This is a genomic window from Bradyrhizobium sp. CB3481 (assembly GCF_029714305.1).
Classification (GTDB): Bacteria; Pseudomonadota; Alphaproteobacteria; order Rhizobiales; family Xanthobacteraceae; genus Bradyrhizobium.
Genome location: NZ_CP121647.1, coordinates 4,398,655 through 4,422,729, shown reverse-complemented (window position 1 = coordinate 4,422,729; position 24,075 = coordinate 4,398,655). Strand labels below are relative to the sequence as shown.

The 24,075-nt window shown below is 63.0% G+C and carries 23 protein-coding genes; 14 read left to right on the top strand and 9 right to left on the bottom strand.

The window, feature by feature from the left end:
* The first annotated feature begins 78 nt into the window (after positions 1-78).
* From QA643_RS21500 to QA643_RS21465, 8 genes are all read left to right on the top strand, one after another.
* The gene (locus QA643_RS21500) at positions 79-1,230 is read left to right on the top strand and encodes a cysteine desulfurase family protein (protein WP_283027904.1); all 1,152 of its coding nucleotides are present in this window, start codon (positions 79-81) and stop codon (positions 1,228-1,230) included.
* A gap of 87 nt (positions 1,231-1,317) precedes the next feature.
* Positions 1,318-2,814: a Fe-S cluster assembly protein SufB gene (sufB, locus tag QA643_RS21495; protein ID WP_283027903.1), complete on the top strand. Its 1,497-nt coding sequence runs from the start codon at positions 1,318-1,320 to the stop codon at positions 2,812-2,814.
* 62 nt (positions 2,815-2,876) lie between these two features.
* Positions 2,877-3,629 (top strand): Fe-S cluster assembly ATPase SufC, encoded by a 753-nt coding sequence (sufC, locus tag QA643_RS21490; protein WP_283027902.1) that lies wholly within the window; start codon positions 2,877-2,879, stop codon positions 3,627-3,629.
* A gap of 17 nt (positions 3,630-3,646) precedes the next feature.
* Positions 3,647-4,972, top strand: coding sequence for a Fe-S cluster assembly protein SufD (sufD, locus tag QA643_RS21485; protein WP_283027901.1), 1,326 nt, complete (start codon positions 3,647-3,649; stop codon positions 4,970-4,972).
* Positions 4,969-6,216, top strand: a complete 1,248-nt coding sequence (locus tag QA643_RS21480; protein WP_283027900.1) for a cysteine desulfurase — start codon at positions 4,969-4,971, stop codon at positions 6,214-6,216. Before sufD ends, QA643_RS21480 begins: the two co-directional genes overlap by 4 nt.
* On the top strand, positions 6,213-6,584 hold the full coding sequence (locus tag QA643_RS21475; protein WP_283027899.1) for an SUF system Fe-S cluster assembly protein: 372 nt from the start codon (positions 6,213-6,215) through the stop codon (positions 6,582-6,584). The genes QA643_RS21480 and QA643_RS21475 overlap by 4 nt, the downstream gene beginning before the upstream one ends.
* A 74-nt stretch (positions 6,585-6,658) precedes the next feature.
* Positions 6,659-7,060, top strand: coding sequence for an iron-sulfur cluster assembly accessory protein (locus QA643_RS21470; protein WP_283027898.1), 402 nt, complete (start codon positions 6,659-6,661; stop codon positions 7,058-7,060).
* A 143-nt stretch (positions 7,061-7,203) separates the two neighbouring features.
* The gene (locus QA643_RS21465; RefSeq protein WP_283027897.1) at positions 7,204-7,653 is read left to right on the top strand and encodes a TfoX/Sxy family protein; all 450 of its coding nucleotides are present in this window, start codon (positions 7,204-7,206) and stop codon (positions 7,651-7,653) included.
* A gap of 6 nt (positions 7,654-7,659) precedes the next feature.
* Here QA643_RS21465 and QA643_RS21460 read toward each other — a convergent pair whose 3' ends face one another.
* Entirely contained in the window at positions 7,660-8,727 is a 1,068-nt protein-coding gene (locus QA643_RS21460) for a GGDEF domain-containing protein (protein WP_283027896.1), read from the bottom strand.
* Between the two features lie 129 nt (positions 8,728-8,856).
* Complete coding sequence (locus QA643_RS21455; protein WP_283027895.1) at positions 8,857-10,341, bottom strand: DEAD/DEAH box helicase; 1,485 nt, start codon at positions 10,339-10,341, stop codon at positions 8,857-8,859.
* Positions 10,342-10,725: 384 nt separating this feature from the next.
* On the opposite strand from QA643_RS21455, the gene QA643_RS21450 reads away from it, so the two are divergent.
* Positions 10,726-12,225 (top strand): caspase family protein, encoded by a 1,500-nt coding sequence (locus QA643_RS21450; RefSeq protein WP_283027894.1) that lies wholly within the window; start codon positions 10,726-10,728, stop codon positions 12,223-12,225.
* 173 nt (positions 12,226-12,398) lie between these two features.
* Here QA643_RS21450 and QA643_RS21445 read toward each other — a convergent pair whose 3' ends face one another.
* Positions 12,399-13,631, bottom strand: a complete 1,233-nt coding sequence (locus tag QA643_RS21445) for an FAD-dependent oxidoreductase (RefSeq protein ID WP_283027893.1) — start codon at positions 13,629-13,631, stop codon at positions 12,399-12,401.
* 158 nt (positions 13,632-13,789) lie between these two features.
* On the opposite strand from QA643_RS21445, the gene QA643_RS21440 reads away from it, so the two are divergent.
* A complete protein-coding gene (locus QA643_RS21440) occupies positions 13,790-14,536 on the top strand; it encodes an alpha/beta hydrolase (protein WP_283027892.1) in 747 nt (248 codons plus the stop codon).
* 38 nt (positions 14,537-14,574) lie between these two features.
* Here the strand turns inward: QA643_RS21440 and QA643_RS21435 are convergent, their stop codons facing one another.
* Positions 14,575-15,561, bottom strand: a complete 987-nt coding sequence (locus QA643_RS21435; protein ID WP_283027891.1) for an NADPH:quinone oxidoreductase family protein — start codon at positions 15,559-15,561, stop codon at positions 14,575-14,577.
* A 1-nt stretch (position 15,562) separates the two neighbouring features.
* Entirely contained in the window at positions 15,563-16,330 is a 768-nt protein-coding gene (mddA, locus tag QA643_RS21430; protein ID WP_283027890.1) for a methanethiol S-methyltransferase, read from the bottom strand.
* A gap of 114 nt (positions 16,331-16,444) precedes the next feature.
* Between mddA and QA643_RS21425 the strand changes: the two genes are divergently transcribed.
* A complete protein-coding gene (locus QA643_RS21425) occupies positions 16,445-17,980 on the top strand; it encodes an alpha/beta hydrolase (protein ID WP_283027889.1) in 1,536 nt (511 codons plus the stop codon).
* A 38-nt stretch (positions 17,981-18,018) separates the two neighbouring features.
* Positions 18,019-19,230: an FAD-dependent oxidoreductase gene (locus QA643_RS21420; protein ID WP_283027888.1), complete on the top strand. Its 1,212-nt coding sequence runs from the start codon at positions 18,019-18,021 to the stop codon at positions 19,228-19,230.
* A gap of 106 nt (positions 19,231-19,336) precedes the next feature.
* On the opposite strand, the gene QA643_RS21415 is transcribed toward QA643_RS21420, so the two are convergent.
* The gene (locus QA643_RS21415) at positions 19,337-20,065 is read right to left on the bottom strand and encodes an outer membrane protein (RefSeq protein WP_283027887.1); all 729 of its coding nucleotides are present in this window, start codon (positions 20,063-20,065) and stop codon (positions 19,337-19,339) included.
* 365 nt (positions 20,066-20,430) lie between these two features.
* Between QA643_RS21415 and QA643_RS21410 the strand changes: the two genes are divergently transcribed.
* Positions 20,431-21,207, top strand: coding sequence for an outer membrane beta-barrel protein (locus QA643_RS21410; protein ID WP_283027886.1), 777 nt, complete (start codon positions 20,431-20,433; stop codon positions 21,205-21,207).
* Positions 21,208-21,298: 91 nt separating this feature from the next.
* Here the strand turns inward: QA643_RS21410 and QA643_RS21405 are convergent, their stop codons facing one another.
* Together QA643_RS21405 and QA643_RS21400 are read right to left on the bottom strand one after the other, a co-directional pair.
* Positions 21,299-22,069, bottom strand: coding sequence for an SDR family oxidoreductase (locus QA643_RS21405; protein WP_283027885.1), 771 nt, complete (start codon positions 22,067-22,069; stop codon positions 21,299-21,301).
* 148 nt (positions 22,070-22,217) lie between these two features.
* Positions 22,218-22,403 (bottom strand): hypothetical protein, encoded by a 186-nt coding sequence (locus QA643_RS21400; protein ID WP_283027884.1) that lies wholly within the window; start codon positions 22,401-22,403, stop codon positions 22,218-22,220.
* A gap of 428 nt (positions 22,404-22,831) precedes the next feature.
* On the opposite strand from QA643_RS21400, the gene QA643_RS21395 reads away from it, so the two are divergent.
* Complete coding sequence (locus tag QA643_RS21395; protein WP_283027883.1) at positions 22,832-23,128, top strand: hypothetical protein; 297 nt, start codon at positions 22,832-22,834, stop codon at positions 23,126-23,128.
* A gap of 114 nt (positions 23,129-23,242) precedes the next feature.
* On the opposite strand, the gene QA643_RS21390 is transcribed toward QA643_RS21395, so the two are convergent.
* Positions 23,243-24,040, bottom strand: coding sequence for a porin family protein (locus tag QA643_RS21390; protein ID WP_283027882.1), 798 nt, complete (start codon positions 24,038-24,040; stop codon positions 23,243-23,245).
* Between the last annotated feature and the right edge of the window lie 35 nt (positions 24,041-24,075).

Below are 24,075 nucleotides of genomic sequence, written 5' to 3'. Positions count from 1 at the left end.
TGCCATAAGGCGTCCGGCGACGGCGCCCGATAAGGGCCATGGTCGCCCACTGGCGGATATAGGTAATATTGTACTCAAATGCCCGAGAGAGTTTATCTCGACTGGAACGCGACCACGCCGCTTCGCCCCGAGGCGAGGGCGGCGATGGCGGCCGCCTGGGACATCGCCGGCAACCCGTCCTCGGTCCATGCCGAGGGGCGTCAGGCCCGGCGGGTTGTCGAGGATGCACGCGCGGCGATCGCAGCCGCCGTCGGTGGCCGTCCGCAGGACGTTGTGTTTACTTCAGGCGGGACCGAGGCGAACGCGCTGGCGCTGACACCAGGTGTGCGTCACGGCTCGGGGCAGCCGGCGCGGCGGCTCCTGGTCTCGGCCATCGAGCATACGTCGGTACTATCAGGCGGGCGTTTCTCGCCGGAGGCGATCGGTACGATCGACGTCACCGGCTCTGGGCTGGTCGACCTCGATCATCTGCGGCGGCTGTTGGCCGCTGGGCCGCCTGCGCTGGTTTCGGTGATGCTGGCTAACAACGAGACCGGTGCCATTCAGCCAATTTCGGAGGTTGCTGACGTCGTGCATGAAGCGGGCGGGCTATTGCATATCGACGCGATCCAGGCGCTTGGGAAAATACCGTTTGAGATCAAATCGCTGAATGCCGATTTGATCACGCTTTCCGCGCACAAGATCGGCGGTCCGAAGGGCGTCGGGGCGCTGGTCCTCGGCGAGGACGTACAGCTCGAGGCGCTGCTGCGGGGCGGCGGGCAGGAGCTCGGCCGCCGGGCCGGCACCGAGAACGTCGCTGGGATCGCGGCCTTCGGCGCAGCCACCTCGGCTGCCATGGCCGCGCTCGCGCCGAACGCCCGGCGGCTGCAGTCCCTGCAGGAGCGGCTTGAGAAGGGATTGATGCAAACCGCTAGTATGATTGTATTTTCTGCAGATGTGCCACGGTTGCCAAATACCACCTTGTTCACAGTCCCCGGACTGAAGGCCGAAACCGCCGTGATTGGTTTCGATCTTGGCGGTATTGCGGTATCTTCCGGTTCCGCTTGCTCTTCCGGGAAGGTCCAGCCCTCCCACGTGCTGTCCGCCATGGGTATTGCCAGGGATCTGGCGCAGGGAGCGGTGCGGCTCAGTCTGGGCTGGTCTACCTCGGAGGCAGACATAGATTTGGCCCTTCAGGCTTGGCGAAAGCTTGCCGATGCCTTACTTAGAGGACGACGAAACACGGCTTGAACCGTTCTAAGCGCGTTTCGTTGAAAGATATCGAATTCGACTTTGATTGTTCCACCGCGGTCCTTGAAACCGCGAGCGGAGGATGGAATGCCAGCCGTACAAGAGACGGTCGAGCGCGTCAGGCGCATCGACGTCGACCAGTATCGATATGGGTTTGAGACTCTTATCGAGTCCGAGAAGGCCCCCAAGGGGCTGTCGGAAGAAACCGTCCGCTTCATCTCTGCCAAGAAGAACGAGCCGGCCTGGATGCTGGAATGGCGCCTGGAGGCTTATCGCCGCTGGCTGACCATGACCGAGCCGACCTGGGCGCGCGTCAACTACCCCAAGATCGACTACCAGGACATCCACTATTACGCGGCGCCGAAGCCGAAGAAGACGCTGTCGTCGATCGATGAAATCGATCCTGAAATCCTCAAGACCTACGAGAGGCTCGGCATTCCCTTGCGGGAGGTTGCCATTCTTGAAGGCGTCGAGCCGCCGCCCGGGGGCGAATCGTCAGCCAACCGCAAGATTGCAGTCGACGCGGTATTCGACTCGGTTTCGGTCGCGACCACGTTCCAGAAGGAGTTGAAGGCGGCCGGCGTGATCTTCATGCCAATCTCGGAAGCGATCCGCGAGCATCCCGAACTAGTTCAGAAGTATCTCGGCTCGGTCGTGCCGACCTCGGACAATTACTTCGCGACGCTGAACTCAGCGGTGTTCTCTGACGGCTCGTTCGTCTACGTGCCGCCGGGCGTGCGCTGTCCGATGGAGCTGTCGACCTATTTCCGCATCAACGAGCGCAACACCGGCCAGTTCGAGCGCACGTTGATCATCGCCGACAAGGGCTCCTACGTCAGCTATCTCGAAGGTTGCACCGCGCCGCAGCGCGATGAGAACCAGCTCCATGCTGCTGTGGTGGAGCTCGTCGCGCTCGACGATGCCGAGATCAAGTACTCGACGGTGCAGAACTGGTATCCCGGCAACTCCGAAGGCGTCGGCGGCATCTATAATTTCGTCACCAAGCGTGGCGACTGCCGCGGCAACCATTCGAAGATTTCGTGGACCCAGGTCGAGACCGGGTCGGCGATCACCTGGAAATATCCGAGCTGCATCCTGCGCGGCGACAATTCGCGCGGCGAGTTCTACTCGATCGCGATCTCGAACGGTCACCAGCAGGTCGACTCTGGCACCAAGATGCTTCATCTCGGCAAGAACACGTCGAGCCGAATCATCTCCAAGGGCATCGCGGCCGGTGTCTCGCAGAATACCTATCGAGGCCTTGTCACCGCCCATCGCAAGGCGGCTGGCGCGCGCAACTACACCGCCTGCGACTCGCTCCTGATTGGCGACAAATGCGGTGCGCATACCGTGCCTTACGTCGAGGCGAAGAACTCGTCGGCGACCTTCGAGCACGAAGCGACGACGTCGAAGATCTCCGAGGACGTGCTGTTCTATTGCACCCAGCGCGGCCTTTCGCAGGAAGAAGCGGTCGGCCTCGTGGTCAACGGCTTTGTGAAGGACGTGCTGCAGCAACTGCCGATGGAGTTCGCAGTTGAGGCGCAGAAGCTGATCTCGATCTCGCTGGAAGGATCGGTGGGTTAATTGCCGATCCTCGCGGTGCGCTTCGGCGCTCTATGCAACATTTGAATAGACTGGAAACCAAAATGGCTTTGCTTGAAGTGAAAGATCTGAAGGTCCGTGTCGAGGAGCGTGAGATCCTCCACGGGCTGACGCTGACGGTGAACCCGGGCGAGGTGCATGCGATCATGGGCCCGAACGGCTCCGGCAAGTCTACGCTGAGCCACGTCATCGCGGGCAAGCCGGGCTATGAGGTCACCGACGGGCAGATCCTGTTCAGAGGTGAGGATCTGCTGGAAATGGATCCCGATGAGCGCGCTGCCAAGGGCGTGTTTCTGGCGTTCCAGTATCCGGTCGAAATCCCCGGCGTCACCACCTGGAATTTCCTGCACACGGCGTTGAATGCGCAGCGCAAGGCGCGCGGCCAGAGCCAGCTTACCTCGCCGGAGTTTCTCAAGAAGGTCCGCGAGGTCGCAAAATCGCTCAACATTCCGCAGGACATGCTCAAGCGCGGCGTCAATGTCGGCTTCTCCGGCGGCGAGAAGAAGCGCAACGAGATTTTGCAGATGGCGCTGTTCGAGCCGGCCGTCTGCATCCTGGATGAGATGGATTCCGGCCTCGACATCGACGCGCTCAGGATCGCGGCCGATGGCGTCAACGCGCTGCGTTCGCCCGAGCGCGCCATGGTGGTCATCACGCACTACCAGCGGCTGCTCAACTACATCATCCCCGACTTCGTCCACGTGATGTCGAAGGGCAGGGTGGTCAAAAGCGGCGGCAAGGATCTGGCGCTGGAGCTCGAGGCTTCCGGCTACACCCAGTTCGACGACGCGGCCTGACGCAAAGCGGATTTGTGATGAACCTGGTTTTGGCAAAGAACGAGACGGGACGCGCGCTGAGCGACAGCTTTGCGATCGCGCGCGACCGGCTGCCCGGTGCTGGAAAAGTGCCGGAGGCACGACGCGCCGCCTTCGAGGCCTACGAGCGCGTCGGCCTTCCGCATCGGCGGATCGAAGACTGGAAATATACCGACCTGCGCGCGCTTGTGCGCGAGGTGCTGCCGCTGGCGCCCGCGCCGGATGCTGCCGCGCTGAAGCGCGCCGCTGCGGCCATCAAGCTGCAGGCGATCAAGGGCGCGCGCCCGCTGGTTCTGGTGGACGGCGTGTTCGTGCCAAAGCTTTCCGATGTCGGCGGCCTGGAGAAGGGCCTTACTGTCCGTACGCTGCGCGACGTGCTGGAGGCGGGCGATGCCGCGCTGCAGGCGCAGCTTCTTACGTCCGATAACGCCAATCCGATGGTGGCGCTCAACAGCGCGATGATGACCGATGGCGTGGTGATCGAGATCGCTGGTGGCCTCGTGCTGAAGCAGCCGCTGCAGATCATCCATGTCGCCAGCGGGCCCGCGCCTGCGGCGATGTTCACGCGCTCGCTGCTCCGTCTCGGCAAGGACGCCGGCGCGACGCTGGTCGAAAGCTATATCGCGGCCGAGGGTACCAAGACCTATCAGGCCCATGACTCGCTGGTTATCGCGGTCGGCGATAACTCGCGGCTCGACCATGTCAGACTGGTCGAGGACAGCCGCGAGGCCTTCAACGTCTCCTCCGCCGTCGTCACGCTGGGTGCGCACGCGCATTACAATACGTTCGGCATGACCTCGGGCGCCGCCGTCAGCCGCTACCAGGCGACGATTGCGTTCGCCGGGGAGCACTCCCGGGTCGAGACCAACGGCGTCAACCTGCTCAATGGCCGCCAGCACGCCGACACCACGCTGTTCATGGACCACGCGGTGCCGCATTGCGCCAGCCGCGAGGTGTTCCGCGCCGTCGCCGACGACCGCGCCCATTCGGTGTTCCAGGGCCGCATCGTCGTGCGTCCCGACGCGCAGAAGACCGATGCCAAGATGATGACGCGCGCGCTGCTGCTCTCCGATGATGCCGAGGCCGACAACAAGCCGGAGCTCGAGATCTTCGCCGACGACGTCACTTGCGGCCATGGCGCGACCACCGGCGCCCTCGACGAGAGCCTGCTGTTCTACCTGCGCGCCCGCGGTCTCTCCGAGAAGGAGGCGCAGGCGCTCTTGATCCAGGCGTTCGTGGGCGAGGCGATTGAATCCATCGCGAGCGACAATCTGCGAGAACTCGCAATTGCAGCCACGCGGCGTTGGCTGGAGGCACGTTCATGAGTCAGCACCCGGCGGTCAAAAATGGTGCCTATGACGTGACCCGCGTGCGGGAGGATTTCCCCGCGCTGGCGATGAAGGTCTATGGCAAGCCGCTGGTCTATCTCGACAACGCCGCCTCCGCCCAGAAGCCGACCGCCGTGCTCGACCGCATGACGCAGGCCTACACAAGCGAATACGCCAACGTGCATCGCGGCTTGCATTACCTCGCCAATGCGGCCACCGAGGCTTACGAGGGCGCCCGTGCCAAGGTAGCGAAATTCATCAATGCAGGGCGCAGCGAAGAAATCATCTTCACCCGCAATGTCACCGAGGCTATCAATCTGGTGGCATCGTCCTGGGGCGAGCCCAACATCAAGCAGGGCGACGAGATCGTGCTCTCGATCATGGAGCACCACTCCAACATCGTGCCGTGGCACTTTTTGCGCGAGCGCCACGGCGCCGTGATCAAATGGGCGCCGGTCGACGATGACGGCAATTTCCTGATCGAGGAATTCGAGAAGCTGCTGACGCCGCGCACCAAGCTCGTCGCCATCACCCAGATGTCGAACGCGCTTGGCACCTTCGTGCCGATCAAGGAAGTCGTGAAGCTCGCCCATGACCGTGGCATTCCGGTGCTGGTCGACGGGGCGCAGGGCGCCGTGCATTTGCCGGTCGACGTGCAGGACCTCGATTGCGATTTCTATGCCTTCACCGGCCACAAGGTCTATGGCCCGACCGGGATTGGCGCGCTCTACGCCAAGCATGAACACCTGGTCGCGATGCGACCCTATAATGGCGGCGGCGAGATGATCCGCGAGGTGGCAAAGGACTGGGTCACCTATGGCGACCCGCCGCACAAGTTCGAGGCCGGGACGCCGCCGATCGTCGAGGCGATCGGCCTGGGGGCTGCGATCGACTACGTCACCTCGATCGGCAAGGAGCGCATCGCCGCCCACGAGCACGATCTTCTGACCTATGCCCAGGAGCGGCTGCGCGAAATCAATTCGCTGCGCCTGATCGGCACCGCCCGCGGCAAGGGTCCGGTGATCTCCTTCGAGATGAAGGGCGCGCACGCCCACGACGTCGCGACCGTGATCGACCGGCAGGGCATCGCGGTGCGCGCCGGCACCCATTGCGTGATGCCGCTTTTAGAGCGGTTCAACGTCACAGCCACCTGCAGGGCCTCGTTCGGCATGTATAATACGCGGGAAGAAGTCGACCATCTGGCACAGGCGCTGATCAAGGCGCGGGATTTGTTCGCATGAGTGATACGGCCGAAATCAAGTCAGCCAATATGGAAACCAATTCGGCGCTGCCGCCGGAGGAGACCGAGCGTCTCGGCACGGAAATCGTCGCGGCGCTGAAGACGGTGTTCGACCCGGAAATCCCGGCCGACATTTACGAGCTCGGCCTGATCTACAAGGTCGACCTCAAGGACGACCGCAGCGTCGACGTGACGATGACGCTGACCACGCCGAACTGCCCGGCGGCCGGCGAGTTGCCGACCATGGTGGAGAACGCGATCGCCAGCGTTCCCGGCGTCGGCGTCGTCAACGTCAATCTGGTGTGGGATCCGGCCTGGACGCCGGATCGGATGTCCGACGAGGCCCGCCTCGTCCTCAACATGTGGTGAATCTGCGTTGCGTGAGGGTTTTGCGGCGTTACGGGAAAGATGACAGGCATTGAATTGCCGCTGGGAATGACGACATGACTGACATGACACCCGCTTCACCCACGACTGCCAAGCCCAAGCCGCGGCCGCGCCCGCAGGTCATGAAACTGACCGACGCGGCCGCTGCGCGGATCACAGAACTGACCAAACGCGCCGATTCCGAGATCGTCGGCCTGCGCGTCGGCATCAAGAATGGCGGCTGCGCCGGGCAGTCCTACACGGTCGAATACGCCCATGAGATCCGCCCGACCGACGAAGTGGTCGAGGACAAGGGCGTCAAGATCCTGGTCGACCCCAAGGCCGTGCTGTTCCTGCTCGGCACCGAGATGGACTACAAGGCCGACAAGCTGCAGGCCCAGTTCATCTTCAACAACCCGAACCAGGTTTCCGCCTGCGGCTGCGGCGAATCGGTGCAGCTGACGCCGGCGAAGGTGTAGGTCTCGTGTCCCGGACGCGCTGCAGCGTGCTTACGCTGCTGCGCAGCGCCGGGACCCACGATTACTGTCTGCCCAGTGATGGGCCCCGGCTCTGCGGCGCACCGCTTCGCGCTGCGCCGCGTCCGGGGCACGAGCCGTAAGCCATGGATCGCGAATTCCTCATCGACCTGTTCGCCGATTTCGGTCCAGTCACCATCCGGCGGATGTTTTCCGGTTACGGCATCTCGGCCGATGGCACCAATTTCGCGCTGTCGCTGCGTGCCGGCCTTTATTTCCGTGCCGACGAGGCGACCATCCCGCAATTCGAAGCGGAAGGCTCGAAGCCGTTTCAATATCAGACGCGGACCAAGACCGTCACCGTGAACTCGTACTGGCAATTGCCGGCGCGGCTGTTCGATGATTCCGAAGAACTGGCCAGTTGGGCGCGGGCGGCACTCGCCGCCGCGCAACGCGCGGCTGTTCGCAAGCGGCCGAAAGCCCGCAAGGCGACGAAGCCGAAGGTGTCTGGCAAGATAGCGAAGAAGCCTGTCGCCCGCCGGAAGCCCGCGGCAAAGCAGCGTACGGCCAAGGCGAAAAAGGCGCAGCGCAAATAACCGGCGTCAGGCGACCTGGCTGCGCGTCTCGTCGGCGTATTCGGGATCGACTTCGCAGACCACGCGGTTGCGGCCATTGCGCTTGGCGGCGTAGAGGCAGCCGTCGGCGCGTTCGATCAGGGAATCCGTGTCGTCATCCGGCTTGAGCAGGGAGACGCCGACCGAAATGGTGACGCGGCCGAGAATCTCGCCGGTCGATTTCTTCTTCAGCTCCTTCGCCATCACCGCGCGGCGGATGTGATCGGCGACCGTCAGCGCCTGGCGCAGGCCGGTGTTGGGCAGCACGACCGCGAATTCCTCGCCGCCATAGCGGGAGGTGATGTCCTGGCCCTTGATCGTCTGCTTCAGCGACTGTGCAACCAGCCGCAGCACCTGGTCGCCGGTGAGGTGACCGTAGGAATCGTTGAACGACTTGAAATGGTCGATGTCGAACATCATGAGCGACAGCGGTTCGCCATTCGCCAGCGCTGTCCGTACCGCCATCTCGATCGAACGATCGAAATATTTGCGGTTGCCGAGCCCGGTCAACGGGTCAGTCAGACTCTCGGCGCGAATCGCTTCGAGGCTATGCTGAAGGTTGCTGATCTCGGTCTTCGACAGCGCCAGCCGATTCTCCAGCGCCTTGTTGGTCTCTTGCATTTCGCGCGTCGATTTCATCAGGCCGTCGACAACGGACTTGAGCTGATCGCGGGTCTTGGCGGTCCTGAGTTTTTCGTTCGCGCCGGAAAGTTTGGCGTCGTAGCTCTCCGACATGCCCAGCGCCTCGGTGATCAACGCCATGACGTCGTCGATTTCGCCGATCACGCGCGCGCCGACCTTGTCGATCCGGTCGGAAGCCTTGATATGCGAGAGATAGGTTTCGTATATCTGCTCGAGATCGGATTCGCTGAGCTTGCCGTTGCGTGCCAGCGTCTCGTTGATGATCTTGTTGAGCGGAGCGTTGTATCCGGTCGCGTAGACGTACCAGATTTCATAGTTGCGCGGGATGGCGGTCTGGCGGAGGGATCTGATCTGGCCCAACGCAACTTCGGCAAACGCCATCGTGCGTTCGTGTTCGTCCAGCAGCTTGACCACTGATCCGTCCCCAATATCCGAGCAGCGCCGGTCGTTGCCGTGCAGCAATGACTAAATTATCGGCGCCACGGTAGTGGAGGAGGATGAACGGCCGGTAAACACTTCCGGCCGCAGGTCATTGACGCAAGATCAGACGCGGGCGCGCACCGGCCGCAACAGAAACGCGGGAAGGTGCGAGTGATCGGCGGGTTCCGATTCGACCTCGCGCTGCGCGCGCCGCGGCTCGGGCCGGCCGATCGAGGGTACGCGCGACGGCTGTGCAGAGGTGGGTGGAGCGAAGGTCGCGGCCTCCGGCTGCGGTCTGCCGCTGCGGCCTGCACGCTTGGCCTGTCGCGGCTCACGCTCGGCGCTCTTGTCGTTGCGCGCGTCCGTGCCTCTGGCGTGTCGCGGCTCGCGTTCACGCCGCGGCTTGCGCCCGCCGCGGGAGCCTTCGCGCGAGCGATGCTCGCGCGGCTGATCGGTCTCCTCGGACGAGCCCGAGTTCAACGTGTAATCGCCTTCAGCAGTTGGAATGGCTTGCCCGATCAACCGTTCGATCGCAGCGAGCGACTTGCTGTCGAGCGGGCTGACGATCGAGATCGCGGTACCGGCGCGTCCGGCGCGGCCGGTACGGCCGATGCGGTGCACGTAATCGTCGGCGTGATGCGGTACGTCGAAATTGAAGACGTGGCTGACGGCGGGAATGTCGAGGCCGCGGGCGGCGACGTCGGAGGCCACCAGGAGCGGAATTTCGCCCTTGCGGAACTGATCGAGCGCCGCGGTGCGCGCCGACTGGTCCATGTCGCCGTGCAGAGCGCCGACGCTGAAGCCGTGCTTCTGCAGCGATTTGTAAACGATCGCGACTTCACGCTTGCGGTTGCAGAAGATGATCGCGTTGTTGAGGTCCTTGGCATCGCGCAGGAGGCGGCGAAGCAGTTCGCGCTTCTCGTGCGGCTCGCGCCCGCCGGTGACCTTGAATTGCGACACGCCGGTCGCCGTGGTCGCCGGCTTTGAAACTTCGATCCGCTCGGGATTGTGCAGGAAGGTATCGCTGATGCGGCTGATTTCCGGCGGCATCGTCGCGGTGAAGAACAGCGTTTGCCGCGTGAAGGGCACCAGCTTGCAGATGCGCTCGATGTCGGGGATGAAGCCCATGTCGAGCATGCGGTCGGCTTCGTCGATCACCAGCAGCTCGACGCCGGTGAGCAGGAGGCCGCCGCGCTCGGTGTGGTCGAGCAGGCGGCCGGGGGTTGCGATCAGGACGTCGACACCACGGGTCAGTTTGGAGTCCTGATCGCCGAAGGAAACGCCGCCGATCAGGAGGGCGACGTTGAGTTTCTGGCCGGCGCCGTATTTATCAAAATTCTCTTTGACCTGGGCGGCGAGTTCGCGGGTCGGCTCTAAGATCAGGGTGCGCGGCATTCGTGCCCGGGCGCGGCCCTTTTCCAGAAGTGTGAGCATGGGCAGGACGAAGGCGGCGGTCTTGCCGGTGCCGGTCTGGGCGATGCCGAGGACGTCGCGGCGGGCCAGAACGTGCGGAATGGCCTGTTCCTGGATAGGGGTGGGGGTGGTGTAACCGGTGGCCGCGACTGCCGCGAGGACCTTATCTGAAAGGCCGAGATGGGAAAAAGACATTGAGCCTCTGGTCGACACCGCCGTTCGGAATCGAGGGTAAAAAGGCTGTCGCGTTTTGCCCCGAAACGGCGCGCTTTTAAGAAGCTGGGGGCTCTGACTTACGCAGACGAGCGGCTAACGAGGAATCGCGCTTCGATCCAGGGCCGCGTTGAGCGCGAACATAGGGTCGAAATCGCCAAAGTCAATGTTGGAACGGGCATTGGAGCCCAAAAAGCTTAATGTTTTCGCACAAATAACGGCAAAAACCGCGGTTTGGCGGCCAAACGGCGCCGCAGTCCTGCTATCAATCGACGCCGTTGAACCGCCGGCTTTCCGCTGCCGACTATGGCAATAAGCGGCTATGCACGGCCCGGAACAGGACCATTGGTGCACTTGGGGAATTCGATGAAGGGTTGGCTTTCCAGACTGCTCGCGGTGACGAGCTTCGCCACGTGCATCGCCGTCTTTGCCGCGCCCGCCTACGCCGAAAAGCGCGTGGCGCTCGTAGTCGGTAACAATGATTACCGGAACGTGCCCAAGCTGCAGAAGGCGGTCAACGATGCCCGCACCATGGGCGATACGCTGAAGCAGCTCGGCTTCACCGTGATGGTGGCGGAAAACCAGAACCGGCAGGCGTTCAGCCAGACGCTGCTGGCCTTCGACAAGGCGGTCGATGCCGGCGACACCGCGTTCTTCTTCTATGCCGGGCATGGCTTCGAAATCGCCGGGCAGAATTTCCTGCTGCCGACCGACGTGCCGGCGGCGACCGAAGGGCAGGAGGAGCTGGTGCGCGACGCCTCTGTTCTCGCCGACCGCATCATCGAGCGGCTGCAGAACCGCAAGGTGCGCACTGCGATCCTGGTGTTCGATGCCTGCCGCAACAATCCGTTCGAACGCCCCGGTACGCGTGCGGTGGCCGGCGGCGGCGGCCTGGCGCCGATGACGCAACTGCCGGAAGGTGTGTTCTCGATCTTCTCGGCGGGACCGCGCCAGACCGCGCTCGATCGGCTGTCCAATGACGACACCAATCCCAATTCGGTGTTCACGCGCACCTTCGCCAAGGAGCTGACGCAGCCCGGCGCGAACCTCGTCCAGGTCGCGCAGCGCACGCGGCGCTCGGTCAGCGAACTCGCGGAGACCGTCCGCCACAAGCAGATCCCGGTTTACTTCGACCAGATGGTCGACGACGTGTTCCTGAATGGCGTGATGAAAGGCCAGCCTGAAGTTGGGGCGAAGCCGGCCGAGCCGGCGCAGCAGCTCGCGGCAATGTCGCCAGTGCAGCGCCTGCAGCCGCAGAAGGAATCGCTCAATGCGCCGATCGCGTCGTTCTCGCGCCACAATGGCGGCTGGTCGGTCGTGTTCTCGTTTGCCGATCCGACGCTCGGCATTTCCTGGCGGCTCGGCGAGGCCGGCGACTTCCGCGAGACCGGTTTCATCGACACGCTCGATCCGCGCACCCGCAAGCGGATGCCCAACCCGTCGATCGAGCTTCCGGCCGATGCGCCGGCCGGCAATATCCAGGTGCGCTATGTCGATGCTAATGGCGATCTGCAGGGGCCGTTCCCGATCCGCTTCGATCCCGAAGCCGCGCTGATCCGTGACCAGCGCAAGATCCTCGACATGACCGCGACGAGCTGGCTGTCGTTCCGCGAGTTCAACGGCCTGCTGGTCTATTACACCCATCTGATGTCGTATCGCTGCGCGATCCGCGAAGTGCGCGTCGGCATCGACTCTGCGGTGCCCGACAAGGTTCTGAAAATGCCTCCCTGTGATCCCCGTGATCCCAGCGTCATCCCGCACGACGCCAACCCCTATCTGAAGCTCGCACCACAGACCAGGTCGGTCTCGGTGGAGCTGACCTATCGCGACGGCAGCGTCTCGGAGATCAAGAGTTTTCGGCGGTAGGGAGCGGCACGATCTCACAGCCATCGACGTCGTCATCCCCCGCGAATGCGGGGGATCCAGTACGCCGCGTCTTATCGGTTCAATCATTGCTGTCTCTGGAATACTTGGTCACCCGCCCCAGTGCGCAATGCGCACAAGGTGGGTGACGACACCGGAAGACGAGCAGCGCCGTGCTACGGCGCAATCAACAGGTTGATCGTTTCAGGGGTGTAGGCTTCGGCTGGCAGCCGTTCCGGGCCGATAATTGCCGCCGGCAAGGGAGAGAGTTGGCGTTCCAGCATTCTGTTGCTGACCCTTGCGCGCCGCTGCCTGGCAGCCTCGCCAAATTCGACTCGTATCCTGGTTGCGAAACCAGCAGCGATCCTGAGGCGGCGCATACGCTCCCGTCGTTCGTCGACATAGGGCGCGAAGTCGATGCGGTCCCAGTCTTTCGTTGAAAGCAGAATATCGGAGACGATGCGTACGTCCCTGATAGCAATCGACAAGCCTTGCCCCATGATCGGATCATTGTGGCCGGCGGCGTCGCCAATGAGCACCGCGCCTGGCATCGTCGGATCATCGATCCAATGATCTTCGTTCGAATAGGCATGGAAGGGACTAACCGGCGTTCCCTTCAGTATTGCCTCTGCATAGGGCAAACACTTCAAGCGAAAGGCCTGCAACAACCGGGCTTCTCTTTCCGGGCCGGCGAATCTTTGCCGGTCCTCGAAATCAAAGCAGGCATAAAGCCGAACCAAGTCCGTCCCTTGCGGGAAAACGAAATAATGAAATCTATCCTCCGTTCCTATCGCCTGTACGTCACGAGGCCATTCAGGAACGTTTGCGACGAGCATCCCGCCGAGAAGATTATGCGGTTCGTCGGCCTGCACGGAAAACCCGAGCTGTTTTTTCAGAACGGAGTTGCGCCCATCGGCTCCTATGACGAGGCGCGGCCTGAGCTGCAATCGCTCGCCATTTAATGAGCAGGATACGGCGGGTCGTGCACCCGCTGTCACCTTCACGTCGCTAATGCCCGTCAATACTTGCGCGCCGGCCGCCTTCGCTGACGCTGCAAATGCGCGGCACATGGTCGGATGGCCGATGCAAAGAGGGAGCGGGAGATCCGGTGGCAATGCGCTGAAATCAAGCGCGCGCTTTTCCGCGACATCCGGCGTCCAGTTCTCGTCGTAGGGCACGTTTCGCTTTACGGGAATGGCGCCAGTGTCGTGCAGCAGTTCGAGTAGCTCCAAGCGTTTGAACTCGACGACTCCCCAAGGGGCAATCCATTCCCCTCGCACGCGATCCGGATAGATGGTTTCGCGCTCCAACACGCAAACTTGCAAACCGCGTTTGGCAAGCACCGTTGCCATGGTGCCGCCTGCAATCCCGCCACCAACGATCACGATATCCGGCGCCAGATTGGTCATGCACACCCCCGGGAAAAAAGGAAAGTAAAAACAGCAAAGCAATGATCGAGTATGGCCATTGGCCGCGGTAGAATTCAAATATAAAATGGCCAGAAGCGCGCCCGTAAGGCGTGCAACTGAGAGGTTATTCAACGAACTCTGTCGGGGAGAAACTCGCCATGGCTGTTGTTCTCGTCCACGGAAATCCTGAAACCGAAGCGGTCTGGGACGATCTCGTTCCGCATCTGCGCGACCAGAACATCGTGCGTCTCTCTCCACCCGGATTTGGGTCGGCGATCCCTCCCGGCTTCGACTGTTCTGTCGATGCTTATCGCGACTGGCTTGCGGGCGAGCTCAGGAAGCTGGCGCAACCGGTCGATCTCATCGGGCACGATTGGGGCGGAGGACATGTCGTGCGCATCGCGATGGATCATCCGGATCTCATACGTTCCTGGTCGTCGGATATTCTCGGCGCATTCGATGCTGATTATGTTTGGCACGATATGGCGCAGGTCTGGCAGACGCCAGAAGCCGGCGAGCAGGCGATCGCGCAGATGGCGAGCGCGCCGGCCGAGGCCCGGGTCGAGCGTTTTGAGAGCCTGGGCATGACCGCGGCGATCGCCCGAAAAGTGGTTGCCGGTACGAACCCGGACGTGGGCAGGGCGATCCTTGCGGTTTACAGATCGGCCGCGCAGCCGGTGATGCGAGATTTCGGAGCCGGTTTATCACGCGCCGCCGCGAAGCCCGGTCTGGCCGTGATCGCGACGGAAGATCATTATTGCGGCGGAGAGCCACTCGCTCGCCGCAGTGCCGAGCGCGCCGGCGCAGAGGTCGCTATCTTGAAGGGGGCGGGTCATTGGTGGATGTGCCAGCAGCCGAAGCTAGGTGCTGACGCTATCAACGCGTTCCTAGCAAAGCTGAACTAGGTAGCTTCGCTCGGCGGTAGTATCTCGTCTCGGTCCGATCAAACGCCGTTTCTCACCTGCAGCACAATTCGCCCCATCGCGGTCCGGTTCGCAACCAGGCTCATCGCCTCGCCGGCACGCTGCAGTGGAAGCACGCGGTCAACCCGAGGGTGGAGCTTGCTTTCGCCGACCCATGCCATGACGGCTTCCGCTGCGCGGGCCGCCTCGTCCGGATAGCGCTCCATCCAGGCGCCGACGAAGACGCCGACGACCGAATAGTTCTTGAGCAAAGGCAGATTCATGGCGAGCGACGGAACCTCGCCGCTGGTGAAGCCGATCGGGAGCAGCCGGCCGTTCCAGCCCATCAGTCTTGCAAGGATGGCGAAGTGCGCGCCGCCGACATTGTCGACGCAGACGTCGAGGCCTTTGTCTCCGGCAAGCGCCTTCACCCGTTCGCGCAGGTCTTCGCACGAATGGTCGATGGCCTCGGCGGCGCCGTGCGTGCGGACCATCGCTGCCTTCGCACCACTTCCCACGACGGCAATGACCCGCGCGCCGATCAGATGCGCGATCTCGACGCAGGCGAGGCCAACCCTGCCGGCGGCCCCCGTCACCAGCACCGTCTCACCGGCCTGCAGCCGCGCCCGCTCGATCAACGCGTACCAGGCCGTGAGATAGGCGTTCATCACAGTTGATCCCACGGTGAAATCGACATTGGCCGGCAGCAATGCAACGCTGCTCTCCTTGGCGACCATGCGCTCCGCAAATGCACCGAACCAGTTTCCGCAACTGACCCGATCGCCGGGTCGGAAGCGCGTGACGCGGTCGCCACAGGCCAGCACGATACCGGCGGCGTCCGTTCCCGGCACATAGGGAAGGGCGGGTCGCATCTGATAGCCGCCAGAGCTCATCAGATAGTCCATGTAGCTGACGGATGCGGCATGGACGTCGACGAGAACCTCGTTTGCCGCCGGGTGTGGTTCGGCGACCTCGGTGAATTCAAGCGCCTCGGTGCCTTTGAAGGCCTTGCACAGAATGGCGCGCATCTCAGCCTCCGCGGCGTGCTTCTGAAGCGGTGGAACCGCCGCCGCCGAATAAACGCGGCATCAGCATCGGAACGCGTCGGCGATAATGCTCGTAGCTCGCGCCGAACGCCGCAACGAGGTCGCGTTCCTCGAGCGTCACGCCGACAAGGATGTAGACGGTATTCATGATAGCAAACAGCAGATGCCCGGCCGTCATGTGCGGTGTTGCCCAGAAGGCGAGCAAGAGGCCCAGCATCAGCGGATGGCGCACCAGGCGATATAGCAGCGGCGTCTTGAACGCCTGCACACGATCGGTTGCGCCGCGCAGGGCATCGACGACCTGGCGTAACCCGAACAGTTCGAAATGGTCGATCTGGAATGTCGACGCCAGTGCGATCAGCCAGCCCATCCAGAACACCGCCGTGAGCATGGCGGCCGGCCAGCCCTCGACGTGCCAGATGGTCGGGGCGATCGGACGCCACTGCCAGAAGATCAGGATCAGCAGAAGGCTCGAGATCAACACGTAGGTGCTGCGCTCGCAGGACGTCGGGATGATGCGCGTCCACCAACGCTTGAACGCTGGACGGGCCATGACGCTGTGCTGGATCGCGAACAGGCCGAGCAGGATGGCGTCGATCAGGACGGCCTGCGCGCGTCCGCTGTCCGGTCCGGCGTCGATCGTCTTGGGAACCAGAAAATTCCCGACAAAGGCCGGCGTGTAGGCAAATGAAGCAGAGAAGATGAGATAGCTCACCAGGCCATAGAGCAGGGCGGCGGTGCGTCCGATCATGAGGTTTCTCCATAAGGTGACGGTGCGATGCCACCGCGCTATCATCACAGCGTCCCTTCAGCGTCCCCGGACCCCTTGGGTGTTCCGGACGCCATTACTGATGATTGCATCGCCATGGCTTCGTTCAGCGTCCGGACGCTCGGGTTTCCGGAGGTTCGGTGTGATGACCGCCCGTGCCCGTTGGCCCTGCGCAAGGGCCTTGCGATGCTGGTCTATCTGGCTGAAGCCAACGGGCCGGTCGGCCGCGATGCCATGGCGACCATGCTGTGGCCGGAAAGCCCGGCTGACGTGGTCAGGGCACGGCTGCGCCGGCTGCTGCACCGGCTTCAACAGGCCCTCGGTGATGTCCTGGTAACAGACCGATCCACGGTCCGGTTGTCGGCGGCGATCGATCTGGAGATCGATTCACGCCAGTTTGAAGAAGCCTGCGATCGCGGCGAGTTCGATCGCGCCTGCACGCTCTATCAGGCCGATTTCCTCGATGGCTTCTCGCCCGGCGACTGTCCGCAATTCGACGAGTGGGTATTCTTTCGCAAGGAGGCTTTGCGCGGCCGCGCGATCCAGGCGCTCGAGCGGGTGGCGCAGGAGAAGCACGCGGTGGGCGACTACGTCTCCGCCGCCGCGCATGCCGGCCGTCTGGTGGCGCTCGATCCGCTCAGCGAAATCTATGCCCGCCACCTCATTCGCAATCTCATCTTGGGCGGCGATCGGGCCGGGGCCGAGCGCCAGCTCAAGGCGCTGACGCAGCGTTTACGCGACGAGCTCGACGTGGCGCCCGAAGTCGAGACCAGTGCGCTGCTTGAGGCTGTCACCGCGGCAGCGCCTCCGCCGACGCGATATGTCAGCGGCGGCGTGCATCTCGCGTTCCAGACCTATGGCAATGGGCGTACCGACGTTCTGATGCTGCCCGGCTTCGTATCCCATGTCGAACGGGTCTGGGAGGACCAAAGGAGCCGGGCCTTCCTGGCCTCGCTCGCGGAGATGGGTCGGCTCGTCCTGTTCGATCGCCGCGGCGTCGGCCTGTCCGATCGGGTCGGGTTCAGCCCGAGCGTGGAGGCAACGGCCCAGGACATCCGCACCGTGCTTGATGCTTCAGGCTCACGCCGGGTCGTGCTGTTCGGTGCATCCGAAGGCGGACCGGCCTGCATCCGGTTCGCGGCGGATTATCCTGCGCGCGTCGCCGGGCTGATCCTGTTCGCCTCGCTCGCGAAGGGAAGCGCTGCACCCGACTATCCCCACGCGTTGAGCGCCGATCAGTATGCGGCGTGGCTGCAGCAACTCGTCTCGGCCTGGGGAGGGCCGGCCGGTATCGAGACCTTCGCGCCGAGCCTTGCCGGCGATGCCAAAGCGAGAGCCTGGTGGGCCGGCCTGCTTCGTGCGGCCTCGAGCCCGGGCGCGATCAAAGGCGTGCTGGAGGCGCTGCGCGATACGGATGTGCGGCATCTGTTGGGGCGGATTACCGTTCCGACGCTCGTGCTCCACCGCCGCGGCGACCGCGCCGTTCGCATCGGCGCCGGCAGGCATCTCGCCGACCACATCCCGCGGGCGCGATTCATCGAGCTCGACGGCGACGATCACTTTGCCTTCGCCGGCGACCAGCGGGCAGTGCTTGATCGCGTCAGGCGGTTCGTCGGCGATCTCACGGGGTGAACGTTGTCGGATCGTCGATCATCTTTGAGGAGTCTGCGATGAAAGTGCGCTGTTGCATCGTCGGCGGCGGGCCGGCCGGCATGATGCTCGGATATCTCTTGGGACGCGCCGGCATCGATGTCGTGGTGCTGGAAAAGCATGCCGATTTCTTTCGCGATTTTCGCGGTGACACCGTGCATCCCTCCACGCTGCAGGTGATGGATGAGCTCGGGCTGATCGACGGAGTCCTGAAACTGCCGCATCAGCGACTGCAGCGTATGGAGGGAAAGTTCGGCGACGAAACGGTAAGGATCGCCGATCTCAGCCGGCTCAGCGTGAAGTATCCCTTCATTGCCTTCATGCCGCAGTGGGATTTTCTCAATTTCCTGCGCGAGGCGGGCAAGCGGTTCATCTCGCTGAAAGTGATGATGTCGACGGAGGCAATCGATCTCCTGCGTGACGGCGAGCGCGTCACCGGCGTCAAGGCGAGGACACCCGATGGCGTGATCGACATCGAGGCGGATCTGACAATTGCCTGCGACGGCCGACATTCACTGGTGCGCGAGCGCGCGGGCCTCGCGATCGAGGAAATCGGCGCACCGATGGACGTGCTGTGGTTTCGCGCCGGCAAGCGGGCGGGCGACAACGAAAGCCTGTTTGCCCGCGTCGACCCCGGCAAGATGATGGTGACCTTCGACCGCGGCGACTACTGGCAATGTGCCTTCGTCATTCCCAAGGGAGAGTACGAGGCCGTGAAGGCGAGAGGCTTGCCGGCGCTGCTCGAAGACGTTGGGCGGATGGCGCCGATCCTCAAACCTGGATTGTCAGAGGTGAAGAGCTGGGACGACGTGAAGCTGCTGACGGTTGCAATCAACCGGCTGAAGCGCTGGACACTCCCGGGGCTGCTGTGCATCGGCGACGCCGCGCACGCGATGTCGCCAATGGGCGGCGTCGGCGTCAACCTTGCGGTGCAGGATGCGGTGGCGACCGCGAACCTCTTGGCGGCGAAGCTTGAGCATGGGTGTCCATCGGAAGACGAGCTCGACGCCGTCCGCCGGCGCCGCGAATTCCCAGTGAAGATGACGCAGCGCATGCAAGTGATCGCGCAAGATACCATCGTCAGCGCCGCGCTCCGGCCCGGCAATCAGCCGCTGAGGCCGCCGCTGGTCATGCGGCTGGTCACCGCTATTCCGTGGTTACAGGGAATCACCGCGCGATTTGTGGGGGTGGGCGTGCGGCCTGAACATGTGCAGTCGCCGATCCAACCGTAACGCGACGATGCGAGTGCAGGGGCTTCTGCTTGCAAGCAAAACCCAACAAAAAGCCCCGGACGATGCCGGGGCTTTAAGCTGCTGAGGTTTGTCAGGTTGGCCAGGATCAGTACCTGGCGACCACCGGACCGCCGAAGCGATAGCTGATACCGCCACGCACCGTGTGAAATACCGGATCATGTTCGTACGTGAAGCCGGGGAACGAGAAGGTAGAGTTGTTCCGGAAGGTGCCGAAATCGGTATATCGATACTCAAGACGGGCCGACCAGTTCGGCGTGAAGCCGTATTCCCAGCCTGCGCCGACGGTCCAGCCCGTGCGGGTGGTGGAGACGGTCTCAAACAGAGTGTTCGCGAACACGTAGGTGTGGTCCATATCCGCCCAGGCCGCACCGCCGGTCACGTAGAGCAGCGAATTGTTGAAGGCTACGCCGAGGCGACCGCGGATAGAGGCCTGAGCATCGATCCGAAAGTCCGTGCCGTTGAGGTTTGCCAAGCGATAACCGCCCTTGATGTCGGCGCCTTCAACGTCGCCTTCAAGACCGAAAACGAACTGACCGACCTGCCAGTTGTAGCCAATGTGACCACCGCCGACGAAACCATCAGCGTTGAAGTCGCGAATGAAGCCAGTGGGCAGGCCCGTTGCAGTGACGAACTCACGGGTGCTGTTGTCACCCCAGGCGTAACCGACCTGTGCACCGATGTAGAAGCCAGTCCAGTTGTAGACCGCAGCGATGGGCGCGGGGGCCTTGGTGTACGGCCGGGCTGCCAAATCCGCGGCCGAGGCACTAGCAGTGCCGATGACTAAAGCGGCTGCGGAGAGAGCGATTTTTTTCATGATTTTCCCCAATAGATACAAGCCAAGCGAGCAATCGATGTTCTTGCAACATAACCAAAGAGTCGCCGGATAGCTGTCACCTGCATGCCACAGCGTCAGACTTTGAACATCGCGAGGCCAAAAAGGTGAGATGCATGAGCCACTCTGCAGAGGCACGCAAGTTACTCCCCACAGATGTGGCGGTGCTATGTGACCGCCAGTTGTGGGCATGCGGTAATATCATACAAATGTGAGGCGGCGGACGTCATGGATTGCTCGCAAATGTAGCAAGCGGGTGACAGCCAGCAGGCGAGAATCCCCGTAAGATTGGGCATCAATTTGGGAATTAGGTGTCTAATTCTGTCGGATAGAGGGGCTTAAGTAATATGAAGAAACTGGCATTCGCAGCCGTTGCCTTGATCGCCAGCACGTTTGGCGCATCGGCTGCGGATCTGGCGGCTCGTCCTTACACGAAGGCTCCGCCGGTCGTTGCAGCGGTTTACAACTGGGGTGGCTTCTACATCGGCGGTCACGTCGGTGGCTCCTGGACCAACCAGGAATGGGTGAACACCGCGAATGTCGGCACCGGTTTTGGCGATCTCAGCCCCGGTCAAGGCTTCCGTCAACGTGGAACCGGCGTGTTCGGCGGTGGCCACCTTGGCTACAATTGGCAGGCTGGCCAGTTCGTCTTCGGTCTTGAAGGCACGATCTCCGGTATGGATAACAGCGGCACCGTGCTCAACACGGTGTTTGGTGCTGGCCGGGACGACGTATTCAGCTGGCGTTCCGACTGGCTCGCGACCGTTGTCGGCCGCGCTGGTATCGCCGTGCAGAACAACTTGTTCTACGTCCGCGGCGGTTGGGCTGGCGTGAATAACCGCCTGTCGGTCTCCGATACTGTCCCGGCCTTCGTAGGCAACGGTTCGGACACGCAGTGGCACAACGGCTGGGTCGTGGGCGCCGGCTGGGAATACGGCATTACCGCGAACTGGATCGTCGGCCTCGAGTACAATTACGCGGCTTTCGAGACCAAGAGCTATCAGCTCCGTGGCACTGCTGGTCCCGCTGCCACCTATGCCTTCGACGTGAAGCCGCGCGACATTCAGTGGGCCGTCGTCCGCCTGAGCTACAAGTTCGGTGCTCCGGTCGTCGCGAAGTACTGATCGTTCTGGAATCTCCTGAGGGAACAGCCCCGGCGAAGGCCGGGGCTTTTTCTTTGCGCATTCGACAAGGCGCTATGGCGTGTCGGCCGTCTCAGCCCATGATCGAATAGCCGCCGTCGACGGGAATCGCCGTACCCGTGAGGAAGTCCGAGGCTGACGAGGCGAGGAATACGGCGATGCCGGCAAAATCGTCGATGGCGCCCCAGCGCGCCGCGGGCGTGCGGGCCAGCACGCGCTCATGCAGGCCGCCGATCTCCTGACGCGCGCGCTTGGTGAGGTCGGTATCGATCCAGCCCGGCAGCACGGCGTTGGCCTGGATGTTATCGGCTGCCCAGGCGCAGGCGCAGGAACGCGTAAACTGCACGATGCCGCCCTTGCTGGCCGCATAGGCCGGCGTGAAGCTGGCGCCGAAGATCGACATCATCGATCCGATATTGATGATCTTGCCGCCGCCCGCGGCCTTCATGGCAGGATAGACCGCCTGCGAACACAGGAAGGCGCTGGTGAGATTGGTCTGGATCACGCTGTTCCATTCGGCGATGTCGAGCGCATGCGGCGGCTTGCGGATGTTGATGCCGGCATTGTTGACGAGGATGTCGATCCGGCCGAGCTCGCCGGCAACCTGGCTCGCCATGGCCGCGACCGCCGCCTTGTCGGTGACGTCGGCGGCCACCGCAATCGCCCTTGCGCCCGCCTGCACGAGCTCGGCGACGGCCGCGGCCGACTTGGCTTCGTTGCGCCCGACGATTGCAACCGCCGCGCCAGCCTGCGCGAGGCCGCGGGCCATGCCGAGCCCGATGCCACCATTGCCGCCGGTGACGATCGCGACCTTGCCGCTGAGATCGAAGGGTCTTGCTGTCATTTGTCCTGCCTCCTTGAAGTGTCAGACCTCATCCTGAGGAGCGCGTCTTCGCGCGTCTCGAAGGACGAGTGGCACCAGTGGGGCCTCGTGGTTCGAGACGGCGCTAAAGCACCTCCTCACCATGAGGGTCTGATGGTTTACTACAAACCTAGCGGTTGCCTTGCCAGATCAGGATCAGGCCGACGGCGCCGAGCACCGCGCCATATCCCGCCCATTGCAGCTGGTTGATCATGAAGCTCGAACGTGGCCAGGCGATCGCGCCGGTGCCCTGACCGATCCACAACAGACCGATCGCAAGCGCCAGAAAGCCGATGATCGAAAGCGATCTGGCCATGGCTTCCTCCCTTGTTGCCGCCCTCACAGGAACGTCGTCTTCGGACCACCGCGGGAAACCGTTGCCGACGGCGGCCGTAGCTTCCGATCGAATAGAAAGCCGGCCGGCTTCGCAAGGCCGGAAATTCCGCTGCGTTGCATCCTCAAAGGGGACATCATGAACCGCCGAACGGTCGGTCTCAGGCTCGGATTTGCCGTCGCGCTCGTCCTGGTCGTCATGCTCGCCTATGCGTCGTGGCCGCGGGCGGCGGATCTGCGAGGCTTCGCGCCGGCCGCGATCGCACGGTTGGAGACCGCGATGTGTCGCGGACGCAGTTCGGCTTCTCACCGCTCGACAGCCTGCGAATCGCCTAGGCGGCGGCACGGGCCGCAAAGGCGTTTCAGCCGACCCGGTCGAGCGAGGCGGCCGACGCAGCGCTGCCGCCGCTTGTGACTTATTACCGCCTGCTGGCTGCCGCCACTCCCGGTGGCTTCGATGTCGAAGAGGCGGTGCGCCTTGAGCTCGACTGGTGGCAGGCGCGGCGTGAAGCCTTCGACCCGGAGCGGTACGGTGTGAGGGTCGCCCGCGGCGCCGCGATCACCTATGGCAAGCGGCCGGACGAGCCGTCACTCCTGATCTCGGGAATCGGCCGCGCCGAGGCGATGGCCTACCGCGACGCGTGCGGGCAGGCGATGACGGATCAGGACTGGTCCGAGATCGAGTGCCGGCTGCGCCGTGCGTACTAGTCGCCAAAGGAGGCGGTGGCAGGAGGCTGAGGGGCGCCATCAGGAGCCGTCGACGCCAAGCAACAAAAAAAGCCCCGGACGATGCCGGGGCTTTGATTTCCGATTTCGAAGAGATCAGTACCGGGCGGCCACCGGAGGACCACCCCAGTTGAAGCGGTAGACCAGCGAGGTGCTGATGGTCTGCGTCCAAGGCTTGAATGTCACAGCAGTGCCGGTCAGACCGCCACCGTTGGCAGGCGTGAACGTCCCGGGCAGGGTAGTCCGATCATAGAAGGCAGAACGGTACTCTGTCTTCATGAACCAGCCGGGAGCTGTGATGCCAAAAATGTCCAGATTGTTCTCGACGCCGCCGCCAATAAACCATCCATTCCGATCGAAGGAGGGCGTGGTGTAGATACCAGCGCCACCGCCAAAGATAGTGGATTGGGTAGTACCCGACCAATGGGAGCCCGAGTAGCCACCATTAACGTAAGACAACACATTGGGAGCCACCAGATAGCCCAGTCGCACACCGCCGGCATAGCTCGTCTCAAGCTTCATACGGCCTTCGGTCCCGAAAAATGGATCACTGAGGGAGCCGCGAATGTCGCCGAACTGTGCGTCACCGAAAATGCCGGCCACCCACCGACCGCCGAACTGCCAATCATAGCCGGCACCGACCGTTCCGAACCAGCCACTGCCGCCAAGCCGCTGATCGCGGGTGATAGCTACGCCACCGGGGAAGGTGTTCACGTTGCTGTCAGCGTTCCAGAGACCGCCGCCGCCGCCGCCGAAGATGTAAAACCCGGTCCAATTATAGGTCGGCGCGACCGCGACCGGAGCCTTGGTGTAGGGACGTGCGCCAAGATCTGCGGCCGAGGCCGATCCGGTGAACGCCGCCAGCGCGGTCAGAGCGAACAGCACCTTTTTCATTTTCAAATTCCTCACCTAAGTGCCCCAGTTAGACC